The sequence below is a fragment of the Streptomyces sp. genome (assembly GCF_035644915.1).
Lineage (GTDB): Bacteria > Actinomycetota > Actinomycetes > Streptomycetales > Streptomycetaceae > Streptomyces.
Genome location: NZ_DASQNP010000233.1, coordinates 1 through 15,383, shown reverse-complemented (window position 1 = coordinate 15,383; position 15,383 = coordinate 1). Strand labels below are relative to the sequence as shown.

Annotated in this window: 17 protein-coding genes; 13 read left to right on the top strand and 4 right to left on the bottom strand. The window is 74.7% G+C overall.

All coding sequences use genetic code 11. The features are described from left to right. The first annotated feature begins 3 nt into the window (after nucleotides 1-3). Genes hpnC through VE546_RS24965 form a run of 4 tightly spaced genes read left to right on the top strand, consistent with a single transcriptional unit; the run spans nucleotide 4 to nucleotide 4,484 of the window. Entirely contained in the window at nucleotides 4-921 is a 918-nt protein-coding gene (hpnC, locus tag VE546_RS24980; RefSeq protein WP_324926129.1) for a squalene synthase HpnC, read from the top strand. Beyond that, nucleotides 918-1,901 (top strand): presqualene diphosphate synthase HpnD, encoded by a 984-nt coding sequence (gene hpnD / locus VE546_RS24975; protein ID WP_324926127.1) that lies wholly within the window; start codon nucleotides 918-920, stop codon nucleotides 1,899-1,901. Before hpnC ends, hpnD begins: the two co-directional genes overlap by 4 nt. After that, nucleotides 1,898-3,382 (top strand): hydroxysqualene dehydroxylase HpnE, encoded by a 1,485-nt coding sequence (gene hpnE, locus VE546_RS24970; protein ID WP_324926125.1) that lies wholly within the window; start codon nucleotides 1,898-1,900, stop codon nucleotides 3,380-3,382. The genes hpnD and hpnE overlap by 4 nt, the downstream gene beginning before the upstream one ends. Before the next feature lie 28 nt (nucleotides 3,383-3,410). Then, entirely contained in the window at nucleotides 3,411-4,484 is a 1,074-nt protein-coding gene (locus VE546_RS24965) for a polyprenyl synthetase family protein (protein ID WP_324926124.1), read from the top strand. Between the two features lie 104 nt (nucleotides 4,485-4,588). On the opposite strand, the gene VE546_RS24960 is transcribed toward VE546_RS24965, so the two are convergent. Further along, on the bottom strand, nucleotides 4,589-5,383 hold the full coding sequence (locus VE546_RS24960) for a tyrosine-protein phosphatase (RefSeq protein WP_324926123.1): 795 nt from the start codon (nucleotides 5,381-5,383) through the stop codon (nucleotides 4,589-4,591). 159 nt (nucleotides 5,384-5,542) lie between these two features. Between VE546_RS24960 and VE546_RS24955 the strand changes: the two genes are divergently transcribed. From VE546_RS24955 to VE546_RS24930, 6 genes are all read left to right on the top strand, one after another. After that, entirely contained in the window at nucleotides 5,543-6,205 is a 663-nt protein-coding gene (locus VE546_RS24955) for an alpha-ketoglutarate-dependent dioxygenase AlkB (protein ID WP_324926128.1), read from the top strand. 261 nt (nucleotides 6,206-6,466) lie between these two features. Beyond that, the gene (locus VE546_RS24950; protein ID WP_414720572.1) at nucleotides 6,467-8,188 is read left to right on the top strand and encodes a sensor histidine kinase; all 1,722 of its coding nucleotides are present in this window, start codon (nucleotides 6,467-6,469) and stop codon (nucleotides 8,186-8,188) included. A 43-nt stretch (nucleotides 8,189-8,231) separates the two neighbouring features. Next, complete coding sequence (locus tag VE546_RS24945) at nucleotides 8,232-8,648, top strand: roadblock/LC7 domain-containing protein (protein ID WP_324926120.1); 417 nt, start codon at nucleotides 8,232-8,234, stop codon at nucleotides 8,646-8,648. A gap of 3 nt (nucleotides 8,649-8,651) precedes the next feature. Beyond that, nucleotides 8,652-9,026 carry a DUF742 domain-containing protein gene (locus tag VE546_RS24940; protein WP_324926118.1) on the top strand — a complete coding sequence of 125 codons (375 nt, stop codon included), beginning with the start codon at nucleotides 8,652-8,654 and terminating at the stop codon, nucleotides 9,024-9,026. Continuing rightward, nucleotides 9,004-9,594 carry a GTP-binding protein gene (locus VE546_RS24935; RefSeq protein WP_324926117.1) on the top strand — a complete coding sequence of 197 codons (591 nt, stop codon included), beginning with the start codon at nucleotides 9,004-9,006 and terminating at the stop codon, nucleotides 9,592-9,594. Before VE546_RS24940 ends, VE546_RS24935 begins: the two co-directional genes overlap by 23 nt. Next, nucleotides 9,575-10,147: a GAF domain-containing protein gene (locus tag VE546_RS24930; RefSeq protein WP_324926116.1), complete on the top strand. Its 573-nt coding sequence runs from the start codon at nucleotides 9,575-9,577 to the stop codon at nucleotides 10,145-10,147. The genes VE546_RS24935 and VE546_RS24930 overlap by 20 nt, the downstream gene beginning before the upstream one ends. An 82-nt stretch (nucleotides 10,148-10,229) precedes the next feature. On the opposite strand, the gene VE546_RS24925 is transcribed toward VE546_RS24930, so the two are convergent. Next, nucleotides 10,230-11,444 carry an acyl-CoA dehydrogenase family protein gene (locus VE546_RS24925; protein ID WP_324926114.1) on the bottom strand — a complete coding sequence of 405 codons (1,215 nt, stop codon included), beginning with the start codon at nucleotides 11,442-11,444 and terminating at the stop codon, nucleotides 10,230-10,232. A 932-nt stretch (nucleotides 11,445-12,376) separates the two neighbouring features. Between VE546_RS24925 and VE546_RS24920 the strand changes: the two genes are divergently transcribed. Beyond that, complete coding sequence (locus VE546_RS24920; RefSeq protein ID WP_324926113.1) at nucleotides 12,377-12,760, top strand: MmcQ/YjbR family DNA-binding protein; 384 nt, start codon at nucleotides 12,377-12,379, stop codon at nucleotides 12,758-12,760. A 30-nt stretch (nucleotides 12,761-12,790) separates the two neighbouring features. On the opposite strand, the gene VE546_RS24915 is transcribed toward VE546_RS24920, so the two are convergent. Together VE546_RS24915 and VE546_RS24910 are read right to left on the bottom strand one after the other, a co-directional pair. Next, nucleotides 12,791-13,717, bottom strand: a complete 927-nt coding sequence (locus tag VE546_RS24915) for a transketolase (RefSeq protein WP_324926112.1) — start codon at nucleotides 13,715-13,717, stop codon at nucleotides 12,791-12,793. A gap of 48 nt (nucleotides 13,718-13,765) precedes the next feature. Continuing rightward, a complete protein-coding gene (locus VE546_RS24910) occupies nucleotides 13,766-14,512 on the bottom strand; it encodes a transketolase (protein WP_324926110.1) in 747 nt (248 codons plus the stop codon). Between the two features lie 56 nt (nucleotides 14,513-14,568). Between VE546_RS24910 and soxR the strand changes: the two genes are divergently transcribed. Together soxR and VE546_RS24900 are read left to right on the top strand one after the other, a co-directional pair. Beyond that, nucleotides 14,569-15,081: a redox-sensitive transcriptional activator SoxR gene (gene soxR, locus VE546_RS24905; protein ID WP_324926109.1), complete on the top strand. Its 513-nt coding sequence runs from the start codon at nucleotides 14,569-14,571 to the stop codon at nucleotides 15,079-15,081. A 74-nt stretch (nucleotides 15,082-15,155) separates the two neighbouring features. Next, on the top strand, nucleotides 15,156-15,383 hold a 228-nt coding region (locus tag VE546_RS24900; protein WP_324926107.1), incomplete at its 3' end, for a DUF3140 domain-containing protein.

Below are 15,383 nucleotides of genomic sequence, written 5' to 3'. Positions count from 1 at the left end.
CGCATGGTGACCCCGCCACCACAGGCGCAGGCGCGCGCCGTCCTCGACAAGGCCGCCCGCGAGAACTTCCCCGTGGCCCCCCGCTTCCTCCCCCGCGCCTGGCGGAACGACCTGATGGCCGTCTACGGCTGCGTCCGCCTCCTGGACGACATCGGCGACGGCGACCTCGCCCCCGGCGGCGCCGACGCCGCCGCGCTCGGCCTGGACCCCGGCCGGGCCGGGGACCGCCCGGCCCTGCTCGACGCCTTCGAGGCCGAGCTGCGCCGGGCCTTCCGCGCCGCCGAGGACCCCGGCGCCCCCGCGCCCCGGCACCCCCTGCTGCGCGCCCTGGTGCCGACGGTGCGCCGGCACGCGCTGACCCCCGACCCGTTCCTCGCCCTGGTCGAGGCCAACCGGCGGGACCAGGAGGTCCGCCGGTACGGCACCTGGGAGGAGCTGCTGGGCTACTGCGAGCTGTCCGCCAACCCCGTCGGCCGGCTCGTCCTGGCGGTCACCGGCACCACCACCCCCGAGCGCGTCCGCCTCTCCGACGCCGTCTGCACCGCGCTGCAGATCACCGAGCACCTCCAGGACGTCGCCGAGGACCTGGCGCTGCGCGACCGCGTCTACCTCCCCGCGGAGGACCTGGACCGCTTCCGCGTCACCGAGGCCGACCTCGCGGCCCCCAGCGCGAACGCGTCGGTGCGCGCGCTGATCGCCTACGAGGCACAGCGCGCCCACGCCCTGCTGGACGAGGGGATTGCGCTGGTGGCGAGCGTCCCCGGGGTGCTCAGACTCCTCGTCGCCGGGTTCGTCGGCGGCGGGCGGGCGGCCCTGCGCGCCATCCGGTCCGCCGGACACGACGTCCTGGCCGCCACCCCGCGCCCCGGCCGGATCGCGGTGCTGCGCGAGACGGCGGCGACCCTGGGGAGGGCGAGATGAGCCGGACCGCGGAACGGACGGAGCGGGCGGAGCGGACGGCGCCCCCCTCGCCGCCGGTCTTCGCCGCCTACCGCTACTGCGAGGCCGTCACCGGGAGCCAGGCCCGCAACTTCGCCTACGGCATCCGGCTGCTGCCCGCCGACCGGCGCCGGGCGATGTCCGCCCTGTACGCCTTCTCGCGGCGCATCGACGACATCGGCGACGGCGCGCTGGAGCCGGCGGTCAAGGAGGCCCGGCTGGCGGAGGCCCGCGACCTGCTCGCCCGCGTCCGCGCCGGAGAGGTGCCCGACGACGCCACCGACCCGGTCGCCGTCGCCCTGACCGACGCCTCCCGCCGCTTCCCGATCCCGCTCGGCGGGCTCGACGAGCTGATCGACGGCGTCCTGATGGACGTCCGCGGCCGGACGTACGGGACCTGGGAGGAGCTCAGGGAGTACTGCCGCTGTGTCGCCGGCGCCATCGGACGGCTCTCCCTCGGGGTCTTCGGCACCGCGCCGGGCGCACCCGGCGCCGAGCGCGCCCCCCACTACGCCGACACCCTCGGCCTCGCCCTGCAACTGACCAACATCCTCCGCGACGTGCGGGAGGACGCCGAGGAGGGCCGCACCTACCTGCCCCGCGAGGACCTCGCCGCGTTCGGCTGCACCACCGGCCTGCGGCACGGGACGCCGCCGCCCGGCGCCGACTTCGCCGGGCTCGTCCGCTTCGAGGTGCGGCGCGCCCGCGCGCTGTTCGCCGAGGGGCTGAAGCTGCTGCCGCTGCTCGACCGCCGCTCCGCCGCCTGCGTGGCGGCCATGGCCGGGATCTACCACCGGCTGCTGACCCGTATCGCCCGCGACCCCCACGCCGTACTGCGCGGCCGGGTCTCCCTGCCCGCCCGCGAGAAGGCGTACGTCGCCCTGCGCGGCCTGGCCGGGCAGGGCGCCCGCCGGGCCGCCCACCGCACCACCGGCCGTACCGCCCCGGGAAACCCCCGGTGACCGCCCCGCCGACCCACCGGCGCCGGGACGGCCGGGACGCCTCCCCCCGCGCGGTCGTCGTCGGCGGCGGCCTGGCGGGCATCACCGCGGCGCTGCGCCTGGCCGACGCCGGGATCGGCGTCACCCTGGTGGAGGCCCGGCCCCGGCTCGGCGGCCTCGCCTTCTCCTTCCGCCGCACCGGCGGCGCGGGGGAGCTGACCGTCGACAACGGCCACCACGTCCACCTGCGCTGCTGCACCGCCTACCGCTGGTTCCTGGAGCGCATCGGCGCGAGCGGGCTCGCCCCGCTCCAGCGGCGCCTGGACATCCCGGTGTACGACGCCGCGCGCCGCAGGCTCGGACGGCTGTGGCGCGCGGACCTGCCCGTACCGCTGCACCTGGCGGCCGGCCTGGCCGCCTACCCGCACCTGTCCCTCGTGGAGCGGCTGCGGGCCGGGCGGGCCGCGCTCGCCCTGCGGCGCCTGGGGACGGCCGACCCGGCCGATCCCGCCCTGGACGACCAGGACTTCGCGAGCTGGCTGCGCCGCCAGGGCCAGTCGCCGCGCGCGGTGCGGGCGCTGTGGGACCTCGTCGGCGTCGCCACCCTCAACGCCCGCGCGCCGGACGTCTCGCTCGGACTGGCCGCGATGGTCTTCACCACCGGCCTGCTCACCGATCCCGGCGCCGCGGACATCGGCTGGTCCCGCGTCCCGCTGGGCCGGCTGCACGACGCGCTCGCCGGCACCGCGCTGGAGGAGGCGGGCGTCCGCGTGCTCCGGCAGGGCCGCGTCCGCGGACTGCGGCCGGAGCCGGACGGCACCTGGCAGGTCGCGGTGGACACCGGCGCGCACCGCTCCGGCCCGGCCGGCGAGACGCTCACCGCCGGCACGGTGGTCCTCGCCGTGCCCCAGCGCGAGGCCCACCGGCTGCTGCCCGAAGGTGCGCTGCCCGACCCGGACCGGCTGCTGCGGATCGGCACCGCGCCGATCCTGGGCATCCACGTGGTCTACGACCGCAGGGTGCTGGACCGTCCCTTCCTCGCCGCGCTCGGCACCCCCGTGCAGTGGGTCTTCGACCGGACCGAGGCGTCCGGGCTGCGCGCGGCGGAGGACGGGCACGGGTGGGGAGAGGGGAAGGGAAGCCAGTACCTGACGCTCTCCCAGTCCGCCGCGCAGGACGAGATCGACCTGCCCGTGGCCGCCCTGCGCGAGCGCTACCTCCCCGAACTGACCCGTCTGCTGCCCGCCGCCCGCGACGCGCGGGTGCTCGACTTCTTCGTCACCCGGGAGCGGACCGCCACCTTCGCCCCCGCGCCCGGCGTCGGGCGGCTGCGACCCGCGGCGCGCACCGATGCGCCCGGGGTGTGGCTGGCGGGTGCGTGGACCGCCACCGGCTGGCCCGCGACGATGGAGGGAGCCGTGCGCAGCGGACTGACCGCGGCCCGGGAGGCGCTGGCCGCCCTCGGCCGTCCGCACGACGACGTCTTCCAAGAGGCGGCGTGAGCACGACACCTAAAGCAGAGGAGACCCCGTGACCCCGGCGATCCCGACGAACGCAGCCCTCGACACCGCGAGCGTCATCGCTCTGCTGGAGCGCGGCCGCGCCCTCGCCACGCCGCCGCTGCGCGCCGCCGTGGCGCGGCTCGCCCCGCCCATGGACGCCGTCGCCGCCTACCACTTCGGCTGGACCGACGTCCAGGGCAACCCGGCCCACGGCGACGGCGGCAAGGCGGTGCGCCCCGCCCTGGCGCTGCTGTCGGCCGAGGCCGCGGGCGCCGCGCCCGAGGTCGGCGTCCCCGGGGCGGTCGCCGTCGAGCTGGTCCACAACTTCTCCCTGCTCCACGACGACCTGATGGACGGCGACGAGCAGCGGCGCCACCGCGACACCGTGTGGAAGACGCACGGCCCCGCGCAGGCCATCCTCGTCGGCGACGCCCTGTTCGCGCTGGCGGGCGAGGTGCTGCTGGAACTGGGCACCGCCGAGGCCGCGCGGGCCACCCGGCGCCTGACCGTGGCGACCCGCAGGCTGATCGACGGACAGGCGCAGGACATCTCCTACGAGCACCGCGAGAAGGTCACCGTCGCCGAGTGCCTGGAGATGGAGGGCAACAAGACCGGCGCGCTGCTGGCCTGCGCGACCTCCATCGGCGCGGTCCTCGGCGGCGCGGACGAGGCCACCGCCGACGCCCTGGAGGCGTACGGCTACCACCTGGGCCTGGCCTTCCAGGCCGTGGACGACCTGCTGGGCATCTGGGGCGACCCGGAGGCGACCGGCAAGCGGACCTGGAGCGACCTGCGGCAGCGCAAGAAGTCCCTGCCGGTCGTCGCCGCTCTGGCGGCGGGCGGCCCGGCCGCGCGGCGGCTCGGGGAACTGCTGGCGGAGGACGCCACCAAGAGCCAGCGGGAGTTCGAGGACTTCAGCGAGGCGGAGTTCGCCGCGCGGGCGGAGCTGATCGAGGAGGCCGGCGGCCGCGAGTGGACCTCGCGGGAGGCCCGCCGCCAGCACGCCACCGCCCTCCGGGCGCTGGAGCGCGTCGACATGCCCGGCCGGGTGCGCGACCAGTTCGCGGCGCTGGCGGACTTCGTCGTCGTCCGGGAGGGCTGAGCCGTCCGGCCGCCCGCGGGGGCACGGACCGGCGGAGCCCGGCTCGGCCCGGCACCCGGCGCGGGTGCCGGGCCGCGGCCGTAACCGGGTGCCCGGAGGGCGGGTCAGGCCTCCAGGAGGCGGGCCCGCAGCCGTTCGCGGAGGTCCGGGGTGAGGCCGAGGCCCTCGGCGAGGTAGCCCTCCACCCCGCCCCAGCGGTCGTCGATGGTGTCGAACGCCGCGCGCAGGTAGGCGGGACGGGCGTCGAAGAGGGGGGCGAGCAGCTCCATCACCTCCGGCGACATCCCGTCGGCCGCCCGGGGGGAGCGGAACACCCGGTAGCGGTGGCGGGGGGAGTTGGACTCCAGGTAGTCCGCCTCGATCGCCTCCCGCTCCACGCCCAGGGCCAGCAGCGTCACGGCGATCGTCAGCCCGGCCCGGTCCTTGCCCGCCGCGCAGTGCATCAGCGCGGGCACGCTGTCCCCGGCCAGCGCACGCAGCACCCGGCCGTGCTCGGCCGTGCGGCCGGTGATCATCGCCCGGTAGGAGGCGGTCATCATGGCCTCCCCCCGGCCGCCGGCGAGCGCGGCCCGCAACTGTTCGATGCCGCCCTCGCGGACCATCCTCCAGAACTCGGCGCCGTCGGCGGGGTCCGACAGCGGGATGTTGACGTTCCGCACGCCCGGCAGGTCCACGTCCGGGCCCTCCAGGGCCTGGTCGGCGGCGTTGCGGAAGTCGAAGACCGTGTGCAGTCCGAGCCCGGCGAGGAAGGCGGCGTCCTCCGGGGTGGCGTGCGCCAGGTGGCCGCTGCGGTAGAGGACGCCCCGCCGCACCCGCCGCCCGTCGACGGTCGGCAGCCCGCCGACGTCGCGGAAGTTGCGCACCCCGACCAGCACGGGCTCCACGGTCTCGGACGTCACGGGCACTCCTTGCTCTCGGCATCCCCGGCGACCCCGGCCGCCCCGGCCGGCAGCGGCCCGGGCACGCCGCTCACCTGGGGCGGACCTCTGCCGACCATACGACATGTGAGCACCGAAGCGATCACTCCGTGCGTGGAGATCTCGTGGAACAGTGGTGGCATGGACGTCTTCCCGGAAGGAGCGGACGACGGGCTGTTCGCGCGTCCGGCGGTCGAGGTGGCCCCGGGGGCGGTGCACCTGCCCGGCCATCTGGACCCGGCCGCGCAGCGGGAGCTGCTGGACGCCTGCCGCGCGTGGGCGCGGCCGCCCGCCGGGCTGCGCACCGTGCGGATGCCCGGAGGCGGCGAGATGTCGGTGCGGCAGTTCGGTCTCGGCTGGCACTGGTACCCCTACGGCTACGCCCGCACCGCGGTGGACGGCGACGGATCACCGGTGAAGCCGTTCCCCGCGTGGCTGGGGGAGTGGGCGCGACGGGCCGTGGAGGGGGCGCACGGCGGTGGTCCGTGCGCCGTCAAGTACGACATTGCGCTCGTCAACTTCTATGACGAACGGGCCCGGATGGGAATGCACCGTGATCGTGACGAACGGTCGGACGCCCCCGTGGTCTCGTTCAGCCTCGGCGACACCTGCGTCTTCCGGTTCGGCAACCCCGAGGGCCGCGGCCGGCCCTGGACGGACGTCGAACTGCGCAGCGGGGACGCCTTCGTGTTCGGCGGGCCCTCGCGGCTGGCCTACCACGGGGTGCCGCGCGTCCTGCCGGGCACGGCACCACCCGCCCTGGGGCTGCGCGGACGGGTTAACGTCACGGTCCGGGCACGGTAACTTGCCTCCGGCACTTGAGGGTTATGATCGGTGCCACCCGTCCACAAGGACGCATGATGCTTTCACTCGTTGGGGGCTGGCGAAGGGTGGCGAATATGTCAACCGCGCCTGCGCTTCCTCTGGGTGACGACTAGCGTTGCGGCGGTGCCGAGAGTCGGTGCGTTAACCGGCCCGCCGAGACGACCTCAACCATTTCCGAGGACTGCGATGCCTGAACCCCCGAGCTACGCGGTGCAAAAGGGAAGGGGAAGTTCCACTCCCATGTCCGCCGCGTCCCCTCCGCCCGGCCCCTCCGGTCCCTCCGCCTTCGACGGCGGTGCTCCGAGCGCCCCGCCCGCGGCAGGGAGGGGAAGGAGGCGGCGGAATGGCGGCGGCACCGCACGGAACGGGGGACGGCGCGGCAGGCAGCCCGCGAGGGAAGCGGCCTTCGACGCCGCCCTTCGCCGCCGGATGATCCGCCTGTCCGTCCTGCCCGCCGCCCTGATCGCGCTCGTCGCCGCCGCGGTCGTCGCCTACGTGCTGCGCGCCCCGGGGGGAGTGCAGGCCGACAGCGCCTCCGTGTGGGGCGTGATCGGCGGTGCGCTGCTGCTCAGCAGCGCCGTGGTGGTCGGCGCCGCGCTCTCCGCCTCCGGCGAGGCCCGCGCCACCGTCGAGCGGTACACCGCGCTGCGGCGCTCCGCCGCCCACCACCAGGCCGAGATCCAGGCCATGCTCCACCGGCTCGAACAGGGCGAGTGGCTGCGGCCGCCCGTCCACGGCCCGCTGCCCGAGCCGGAGGGCGACTCCCTGGGCCTGCTGGTCCACGACGTCACCCAGGCGCAGCGCGCCGCCGAGCTGGCCGTGGTCCAGGCGGTCGCGCTGGTGCGCAGCAACGCCAGCGGCAGCGAGGAGAAGGTCGAGGTCTTCGTCAACCTGGCCCGCCGGCTCCAGTCCCTGGTCCACCGCGAGATCGAGCTGCTGGACGAACTGGAGAACGAGGTCGAGGACCCGGACCTGCTCAAGGGCCTCTTCCACGTCGACCACCTGGCCACCCGCATGCGGCGGCACGCCGAGAACCTCGCCGTCCTCGGCGGCGCGGTCTCCCGCCGCCAGTGGAGCCGCCCGGTCACCATGACCGAGGTGCTGCGCTCCGCCATCGCCGAGGTCGAGCAGTACCCGAGGGTCAAGCTGGTGCCGCCCATCGAGGGCACCCTGCGCGGCCACGCCGTCGCCGACGTCATCCACCTGCTCGCGGAGCTGGTGGAGAACGCCACGGTGTTCTCCGCCCCCCAGACCCAGGTCCTGCTGCGCGCCCAGCGCGTCACCGCCGGCCTCGCCGTGGAGGTCGAGGACCGCGGGCTCGGCATGACGGCCGCCGAGCAGAACCGGATGAACGGACTGCTGGCGGACCCCGACCGGGTCGACGTCGCCGAGCTGCTCCAGGACGGGCGGATCGGACTCTTCGTGGTGTCCGCGCTCGCCCGGCGCCACAACATCACCGTCCAGCTCCAGACCAACATCTACGGGGGCACCCAGGCCGTGCTCATCCTGCCGGACGCGCTCCTGGGCGACGGGCAGGAGAACGCGCCGCGCCCCGCCGTGGCGGAGACGGGCGACGGCCACCGGCCGCTGCCCCCCGAGTCCGCGCGGCCGGCACCGCCCCCCGCGGTGGCCCGGGGTCCCGAGCCCGTCGCGCCCGCCCCCCGGCCCACCCCCACCCCCCAGCCCGTACCGTCCGCCGCGCCGCCGGCCCCGGCATCCCACACCGTGCCGGCTCCGCGCTCCGAGACCCCTGCCGGAGCGGGCGGCGGATCGGGCGACGAGCGACCGCAGCTCCCCCGCCGACGCCGGCAGGAGCACCTCGTCCCCGAACTGCGCCAACCCCCGCGGGCCGCCGGGGCACCGTCGGACGCGGCCGAGGCAGAGCACACCCCGGGCCTGATGGCCGCTTTCCGCCGGGGAGCCAGCCTCGCCGAGGAATCCGACGACAACAGCCCCCGTTAGCCCCCGCGCCCGGCCTCTCACCCCCAAGGAGAAGAACGCGATCATGGTGAGCGAAGCCCCCATCGGCCAGACGACGGACCTGTCCTGGCTGTTGACCGGTCTCGTCCAGCGCGTGCCGCACACCCGCAGTGCCCTGCTGCTGTCCTCCGACGGTCTGGTGAAGGCCGCCCACGGCCTGGACACCGACACCGCCGACCACCTGGCGGCGCTGGCCTCGGGACTGTACTCCCTCGCCCGCAGTGCCGGAGTCCGCTTCGGCAGCGGCGGCGAGGTACGGCAGGTGGTCGTCGAACTCGACACCGCCCTGCTGTTCGTCTCGACCGCCGGTTCCGGTGCGTGCCTGGCGGTCCTCGCCGACAGCGAGGCGGACGCGGCGGTGCTCGGGTACGAGATGGCGATGCTCGTCAAGAGTGTCCGTCCGTACCTGGCCACCCCCGCTCGGCAACCGGCGGGGCACTAACCGATGCCGGATCCCGAGGAGGGGCCGTGGTTGGACGACGCGGCCGGACGCCTGGTCCGGCCGTACACCGTCAGCAACGGGCGCACCCGCCCGACCACCGACTTCGACCTGCTGACGATGGTGATGGCCACCGGCGTCAAGCCGCAGAGCTATCTGGGACCGGACCACGCCCAGGTGTTGAACCTGTGCGACGGTCCGATGACCGTCGCCGAGATCGCCGCCCATGTGCGGCTGCCCGCGGTGGTCACCAAGGTGCTGCTCTCCGACCTGGTGGACTGCGGCGCGGTGACCACACGGGCCCCCCTGCAGATGGGGGCGGATCCGACCGACCGAGAACTGCTGGAGGCGGTGCTGCATGGACTCCGTAAACGACTCTGATCCGTTTCCGACCGCCTTGAAGATCCTCGTGGCGGGCGGGTTCGGCGTCGGCAAGACGACTTTCGTGGGCGCCGTCAGCGAGATCGAGCCGCTGAGTACGGAGGAACTGCTCACCCAGGTCAGCGCCGCCACGGACAGCCTGGAGGGGGTGGAGGACAAGAGGACCACCACCGTCGCGATGGACTTCGGACGGATCACCCTCAGTGCCGAGCACGTGCTGTACCTGTTCGGCACCCCGGGCCAGGAGCGGTTCTGGTTCATGTGGGACGAGCTCTCCAACGGCGCGCTCGGCGCCGTGGTGCTCGCCGACACCCGGCGGCTGGACCAGTGCTTCGCGGCCGTGGACTTCTTCGAGCGGCGCGGCCTGGGCTTCGTCGTCGCGATCAACGAGTTCGACGGCGCCCACCGCTACGACCCGGAGGAGGTCCGGGCGGCCATCGACCTCAAGCCCGAGGTGCCCGTGGTGACGTGCGACGCGCGGCACGCCAGCTCCAGCACACAGGTCCTCGTATCCCTTGTCCAGCATCTGATCGACTCAAGGAGCGGCCATGTCCCCCACGTCGTATGACCCCACCAGCCACCTGCTCCTCACCCCCGACGACCACGACGCTCCGGCGCGGGTGGCGCGGCTGAGGGAACTGGGCATCGGGGACGCCCCGGTCCCGGAGTTCGACGAGTTCGCGCGCAGGCTGGCGCAGATCACGGGCGCCCCCTACGCGATGGTCAACTTCATCGACGAGAACCGGCAGTACTTCGCCGGCCTCTACACCCCGGACGTCGACCAGACCGTCGAACTGGGCCCCAACCAGCCGACGGCCCAGCCCGGCCGCGTGATGGCGCGGGACCACGGCTACTGCCCGCACGTCATCGTGCGGCGCAAGGCCCTGGTGCTGGAGGACGTCTGCGACTACCCGCGCTTCGCCGGGAACCCGGTCGTGGACGAGATCGGCATCCGCTCCTACCTGGGCGCGCCGCTGATCGACCGCACGGGCATGGCGCTGGGAACGGTGTGCGTGGTGGACCAGGAGCCGCGCCCGTGGGGCCGTCAGGGCCTGGAGACCATCAAGACGATGGCGGCCGAACTGGTGGAGCAGATCCACCGGATGGAGCGGGGCGCCTGACACGTCCGTTCCGTGAGCGCCGGGCGCTCACGGAACGGACGTGCTCGACCGGCTCCGCGGGGTGCCGGTGGGGCGGGGGCGTTCACACGGCGGGCTCGGGGTACAGCTCGGACTCCAGCCGCACCAGGTCCGAGAGCCGCTCGGACCACTCGCCCTTCGCCGTGCCCAGCGCCACCTCGCCCAGCCGCAGCCGCTGGATGTCGGAGGTGCCGGCGGGGGCGAAGATGTGGTGGGCGTCGCGCAGGTAGCGCTCGATGGGGCGGTCGGTGAACAGCCCGGCGGCGGCGTGGATCTCCATGGCGTCGCGCGCCGAGTCCAGCGCGTACTCCACGTTCACCAGCTTGGCGTTCATCAGTTCCGCGTCGCACGGCATGCCGCGGTCCAGCAGGTGCACCGCGTGGTACGCGGCCAGCCGGGCGGTCATCAGCCGGGACTGCATCTGCCCCAGTTTCAGCTTCACGGAGCCCAGTTCGCCCAGCGGGGCGCCGTAGCGCTGCCGCTCGGTGCAGAAGCGCGTGGTCTCCTCCAGGATGGCCTGGTGGATGCCGAGCGAGACGGCGGTGAGGTTGGCGCGCCCGTAGAGCACGCTGGAGGAGTACGCGACGGCCAGTCCGTCCCCCTCTTCACCGAGCCGGTTGGCCGCCGGGACGCGGCAGTTGTCGAAGATCAGCTCTCCGAAACTGAATCCGTGCAGGCCCATCGCGGGCTTCTGGGGTCCGAGGGAGAAGCCGGGGCGGTCGGACTCCACTAGGAAGGCGGACAGCCCCTTGGACCCCGGCCCGGTGCGCACCACGACCCCGTGCAGGTCGCCGACGTGGCTGTTGCCGACGAACACCTTGCGGCCGTTGAGGATGTAGTCGTCGCCGTCGCGGACGGCGGTGCTGGTCATCCCGAGGACGTGGCCGCCGGACTCCGGCTCGGTGACGGCGATCGTCGGCAGGCAGTCGCCCGCGGCGATGGCGGGCAGCCACTGCTTCTTCTGCTGCTCGTCGCCGAAGTGGACGATCTTGGCGACGCCGAGCTGGGACGCCTGGACCATGGCGCCCATGGCGCCGCTCACCCGGGCGAGCTCCTCGATGATGATGGTCTTGGCCAGGTGGCCCGCACCCATGCCGCCGTAGACGGAGGGGATGGTGACCCCGATCCATCCCTGACGGGCTATCAGACGGGACAGTTCGTGGGAGACGGACCGGGACGCCTCCATCCCGGGTATCCGCGGTTTCACCTCCCGCTCGGCGAACTCCCGCACCTGCCGGCGTAGTTCCCTGTGCCGCTGGTCAGCGAAGTAACGATCCATGACGAGCCCTCTTCCGCGGTACGCCCCCGCCTGTCGGCCAGGCGGGGTTGGAGCGTTTGCAGCGGCCCCGTTCCGAGTGGCGGACACCACCGACATCGTCTCCAGCATGTTAGTCATAACAAGATCACCCCAAGGATCATGACGGCAAGGGCCGCCGGTGCCTAAGCCGGTCATGCGGGAGTCGTCCTCTGCGGGGTGCTGGATTGAGTTGAGCATGATGAGCCGAACGGATTCCCGGGAGCACTACCCAGTGGCATAACCCGGTTACACGTTGGCCCAGTGTTACCGACGTCACACTCTGAGGTGTGATCGGTCTCCTGCGGCGGACCGCGTCCCGTGATAGAGACTCAGGCCGCCGTCCTCCGGCGTTCAATGGGGCGCGCGGTGGGGAAGGGTCGTTCCGACCCGTCGTCAGAGAAGAACCGGAGAACGTGATCCCGCGAGCGGACGTCACCGAGGGGCCCGACGGCGTGCCCGCGCCCCCAGCGCCCGGCCCCCGGCCAGCGCGGCCGGCGGGCGCGCGGCCGCCGCTTCCTCCGGCGCCCCGTGGGCACCGCACCGCCCCCGGACGGCCCTCCCGCGGCGGGACGGAGGCCGGCCGGGTCTCCCGCCGCCGGGACGCGCCCCCGGTCCGCCGGTTCCGGGAGGGAATCCGCCAACCCCGGGAAAGAACCGGTCTCCTGACGCCATGGGGTGCGTCCCGGCGGGCATACGCGGACACCCGGCGCGAAACCCCCGGCGGGACCGGCCGCGACGGGGCCGGGCGGACCCGCCGGGCCCGGCACGGCCGGCACGTGTGACCGCCCCCGGAAGGGGGCACCGTCCGGGACCGGGTGTCACGGGCGTGCCGCGGCCCTGGTGACCGCGGCACGGCGACGGCACCGGAAGCGAACGGCGACGTACGGAGACGGACGAGGACGACGGGAGGCCTCATGGAGAACGCGGTGACCGCCGAGGACGTGCGCAGGATCTCGCTGGACCTGCCCGAGACCGAGGAACGGCTGGCCTGGGGGCAGCCCACCTTCCGGGTGGGCGGTAGGATCTTCGCCGCACTGTCGGACGACGACGCCTCGGTCGGGGTCAAGTTCCCGATCGAGGAGCGGGCGGAGCTGATCGCGGCGGAACCGGAGAAGTTCTTCCTGCGGCCCGGGCACGACGACGGCTACTCCTGGCTGCGGGTGCGGCTGGCCGCCCTGGAGGGCACCGGGGAGCTGCGCGGCATCCTCGCCGACTCCTGGCGGCGGGCCGCGCCCCGCCGGATCGTGGAGGCCCACGGGGCCCGGGTCCCCGCGCCGGAGCACGGGAGGCGGACCTGAGACCCGGTCCCGCGGGACACCGGCCGGGGGTCAGCCGGCGGCGGCGGTGACGCGGCCGGCGAAGGCGGTGATCCGCGTCCGCAGCGACCGCGGGTCCAGGCCGTGGGCGGCCAGGTGCTCGTCGATCGTTCCGTAGCGGCGCAGCTCGGCGCGTGCGGTGCCCAGCCCGAGCACCCGGTGCGGGACGTCGGCGAGGGCGTCCCCGGCGGCGGCCGTGGAGGTGCCGGCCAGGTACGGCTCGACGAGGACGACGTCGGCCGAGGGCGCGTCCGCGACGGCCGCGCGCAGGGCCGGGCCGTCGAAGGGGCGGACGGTGGCGGCGTACAGGACCGTGGCGTCCAGCCCCTCGGTGGCGGCGAGGACGCCGTCCAGCAGCGGGCCGACCGCGATCACCACGGGCGCGCCGGGCAGGCCGCGCCGGACGGTGAGGAAGCCCTCGCCGGTGACCGACCGGGGACGGGCGTTGGTCTGCGCCGACAGCCGGACGTACACCTTCTCGTCCCCGGCCGCGTACGCGTGCCGCAGCAGGGTCTCGGCCTCGTCGGGGTGGCCGGGCACGTGGACGGTCCAGCCGTCCAGGGTGTCCAGCAGCGCCACGTCGCCCGGCGCCATGTGGGTGAAGCCGCCGGCGGGCCAGTCGTAGGAGGCGCCGGCGCTCACCAGCACCCCGCCCACCCCCTGGTGCCCGAAGTCCAGCTTCACCTGCTCGAAGGGGCGCTCGACCAGGAAGGAGGCGAAGGTGTGCAGCACCGGGCGCAGCCCGGCCAGGGCCAGCCCGCCGCCGACCCCGACCAGCAACTGCTCCCGGATGCCGACGTTGACCACCCGGTCCGGGTGCCGTTCGGCGGCCCGGCGGAAGCCGTCCGCGCCGATCTCGGCGAGGACGACCGCGAGCCGCGGGTCCTCGTCCAGCAGGCGGGAGGTGACGGAGGCGAAGCGCTCGCGCATGGTGTCCACGGCGGATGTGTTCCTCTCGGTGGTCGGGCGGGCGGCGGCCGGGCCGGGTCAGGCGCACTTGGGCTCGACGCGGGCGATCACGGCGCGCGGACGCCCCGGGTGCGGCCGGGTGTACGCGGCGTACAGCGCCTCGTGGTCGCGTCCGTCCACGGTCGCCACCGACCAGCCCGCGGCGGCGAAGCGGGCGGCGATGCCCCCGTGCGGTGTGTGGCGGGCGGAGGAGTTGTCGATCACGACGGTGTGCAGCCGGTCGAGCCCGGTGGCGCCCGCGAAGTCGATGGCCTCGTGGTTGCTGCCCTCGTCCAGCTCGGCGTCCCCGACCAGCACCCACACCCGCGGGCCGGCCGGGCCCCGGGCGCGCAGCCCGAGCGCGGTCCCCACGGCCAGCGGCAGCCCGTGCCCGAGGGAGCCGCTGCCGATCTCGACGCCCGGGACCAGCGTCCGGTCCGGGTGGTGCCCCAGCGGGGAGTCGTAGGAGCCGAAGCCCGGCAGCCAGTCGACGGGGAGGAAGCCCTTGGCGGCCAGGACGGCGTAGTACGCCATCGGCCCGTGCCCCTTGGAGAGCAGGAAGCGGTCCCGGCCGGGGTCGTCGGCGGTGGCGGGGGAGACCCGCAGCACCCGGTCGTAGAGCACCCACAGGGCGTCCAGGGTGGAGGTGGCGGCCGCGCCGTGCTTCTCGTCGCCGGTCATCAGGGACATCAGCCCCGGGAGGTCGGCGTGGCCGTGGGTGCCGCCCGGGGCGGCGGTCGCGGGCGAAGGCGCCGCGGTCGCGGCGGTCGCGGAACTCGTCGTCATGGACAGCAGGCTGCAATCTCAAGCCGACTTGAGGTCAAGCGGCTATGCTCGGCGCCATGACGGACCGAGACGGACGCCTTGCCATCGGTGAACTGGCCGCCCGCTCCGGGGTGGCCCCCTCCGCGCTGCGCTACTACGAGGAGCTGGGGCTGATCCACTCGGAGCGGACCACGGGCAACCAGCGCCGCTACCCCCGCGCGACGCTGCGCCGCGTCGCCTTCGTACGGGCCGCCCAGCGGGTCGGCCTGTCCCTGGAGGAGGTCCGCGCCGCGCTGGACCGGCTGCCCGTGGACCGGGCGCCCAACGCCACCGAGTGGAACGCCGTGGCCCGCACCTGGCAGCGGCGGATCGACGAGCAGATCGCCGAGCTGGAGCGGCTGAAGGAACGGCTGACCGGCTGCATCGGCTGCGGCTGCCTCAGCCTGCGCAAGTGCCGCCTGTACAACCCGCACGACATCGCCGGGACGCACGGACCGGGCCCCCGCTACCTGCTGGAGGCCGACGACCCGGACGGGGCGCAGGAGGCGGAGGAGACGAGGGGGACACCGGAGGCGGAGCCCGCCCGCTGAGGCACCCGCCGGCCGGGTTTCCCCGCGGCGCGCACGGGCACCCGCCGGGGCGCGAGACCCCGGGAGGTGCAGACATGGCCGACGTCTCCGCACTGGAGATGGACGCGCTGTGGGAGGAGTTCCGCGGCGTGGTGAACATGACGTCCAACGAGCTGGGGGCCTGGCTCACGGCGAGCGACGCCGGCGAACGGGACGAGGCGCCGCCCGACCGGGCCGGCGCGGAGCGGGGGCGGCAGGTGCTGGCGATCCTGCGGAAGCGGCGCGCCGACCTCACCGACGAGGACGTCGAGGTGATGCGCGAG

What these genes read in the sequence shown, in the direction of transcription:
- VE546_RS24950 (WP_414720572.1), top strand. Translation starts at nt 6,467, where the DNA reads ATGTCCGCCGCGTCCCCTCCGCCCGGCCCCTCCGGTCCCTCCGCCTTC.
- VE546_RS24935 (WP_324926117.1), top strand. Translation starts at nt 9,004, where the DNA reads ATGGACTCCGTAAACGACTCTGATCCGTTTCCGACCGCCTTGAAGATC.
- hpnC (WP_324926129.1), top strand. Translation starts at nt 4, where the DNA reads ATGGTGACCCCGCCACCACAGGCGCAGGCGCGCGCCGTCCTCGACAAG.
- VE546_RS24945 (WP_324926120.1), top strand. Translation starts at nt 8,232, where the DNA reads ATGGTGAGCGAAGCCCCCATCGGCCAGACGACGGACCTGTCCTGGCTG.
- VE546_RS24955 (WP_324926128.1), top strand. Translation starts at nt 5,543, where the DNA reads ATGGACGTCTTCCCGGAAGGAGCGGACGACGGGCTGTTCGCGCGTCCG.
- hpnD (WP_324926127.1), top strand. Translation starts at nt 918, where the DNA reads ATGAGCCGGACCGCGGAACGGACGGAGCGGGCGGAGCGGACGGCGCCC.
- VE546_RS24910 (WP_324926110.1), bottom strand. Translation starts at nt 14,512, where the DNA reads ATGACGACGAGTTCCGCGACCGCCGCGACCGCGGCGCCTTCGCCCGCG.
- VE546_RS24925 (WP_324926114.1), bottom strand. Translation starts at nt 11,444, where the DNA reads ATGGATCGTTACTTCGCTGACCAGCGGCACAGGGAACTACGCCGGCAG.
- VE546_RS24920 (WP_324926113.1), top strand. Translation starts at nt 12,377, where the DNA reads ATGGAGAACGCGGTGACCGCCGAGGACGTGCGCAGGATCTCGCTGGAC.
- VE546_RS24930 (WP_324926116.1), top strand. Translation starts at nt 9,575, where the DNA reads ATGTCCCCCACGTCGTATGACCCCACCAGCCACCTGCTCCTCACCCCC.
- soxR (WP_324926109.1), top strand. Translation starts at nt 14,569, where the DNA reads ATGACGGACCGAGACGGACGCCTTGCCATCGGTGAACTGGCCGCCCGC.
- VE546_RS24940 (WP_324926118.1), top strand. Translation starts at nt 8,652, where the DNA reads ATGCCGGATCCCGAGGAGGGGCCGTGGTTGGACGACGCGGCCGGACGC.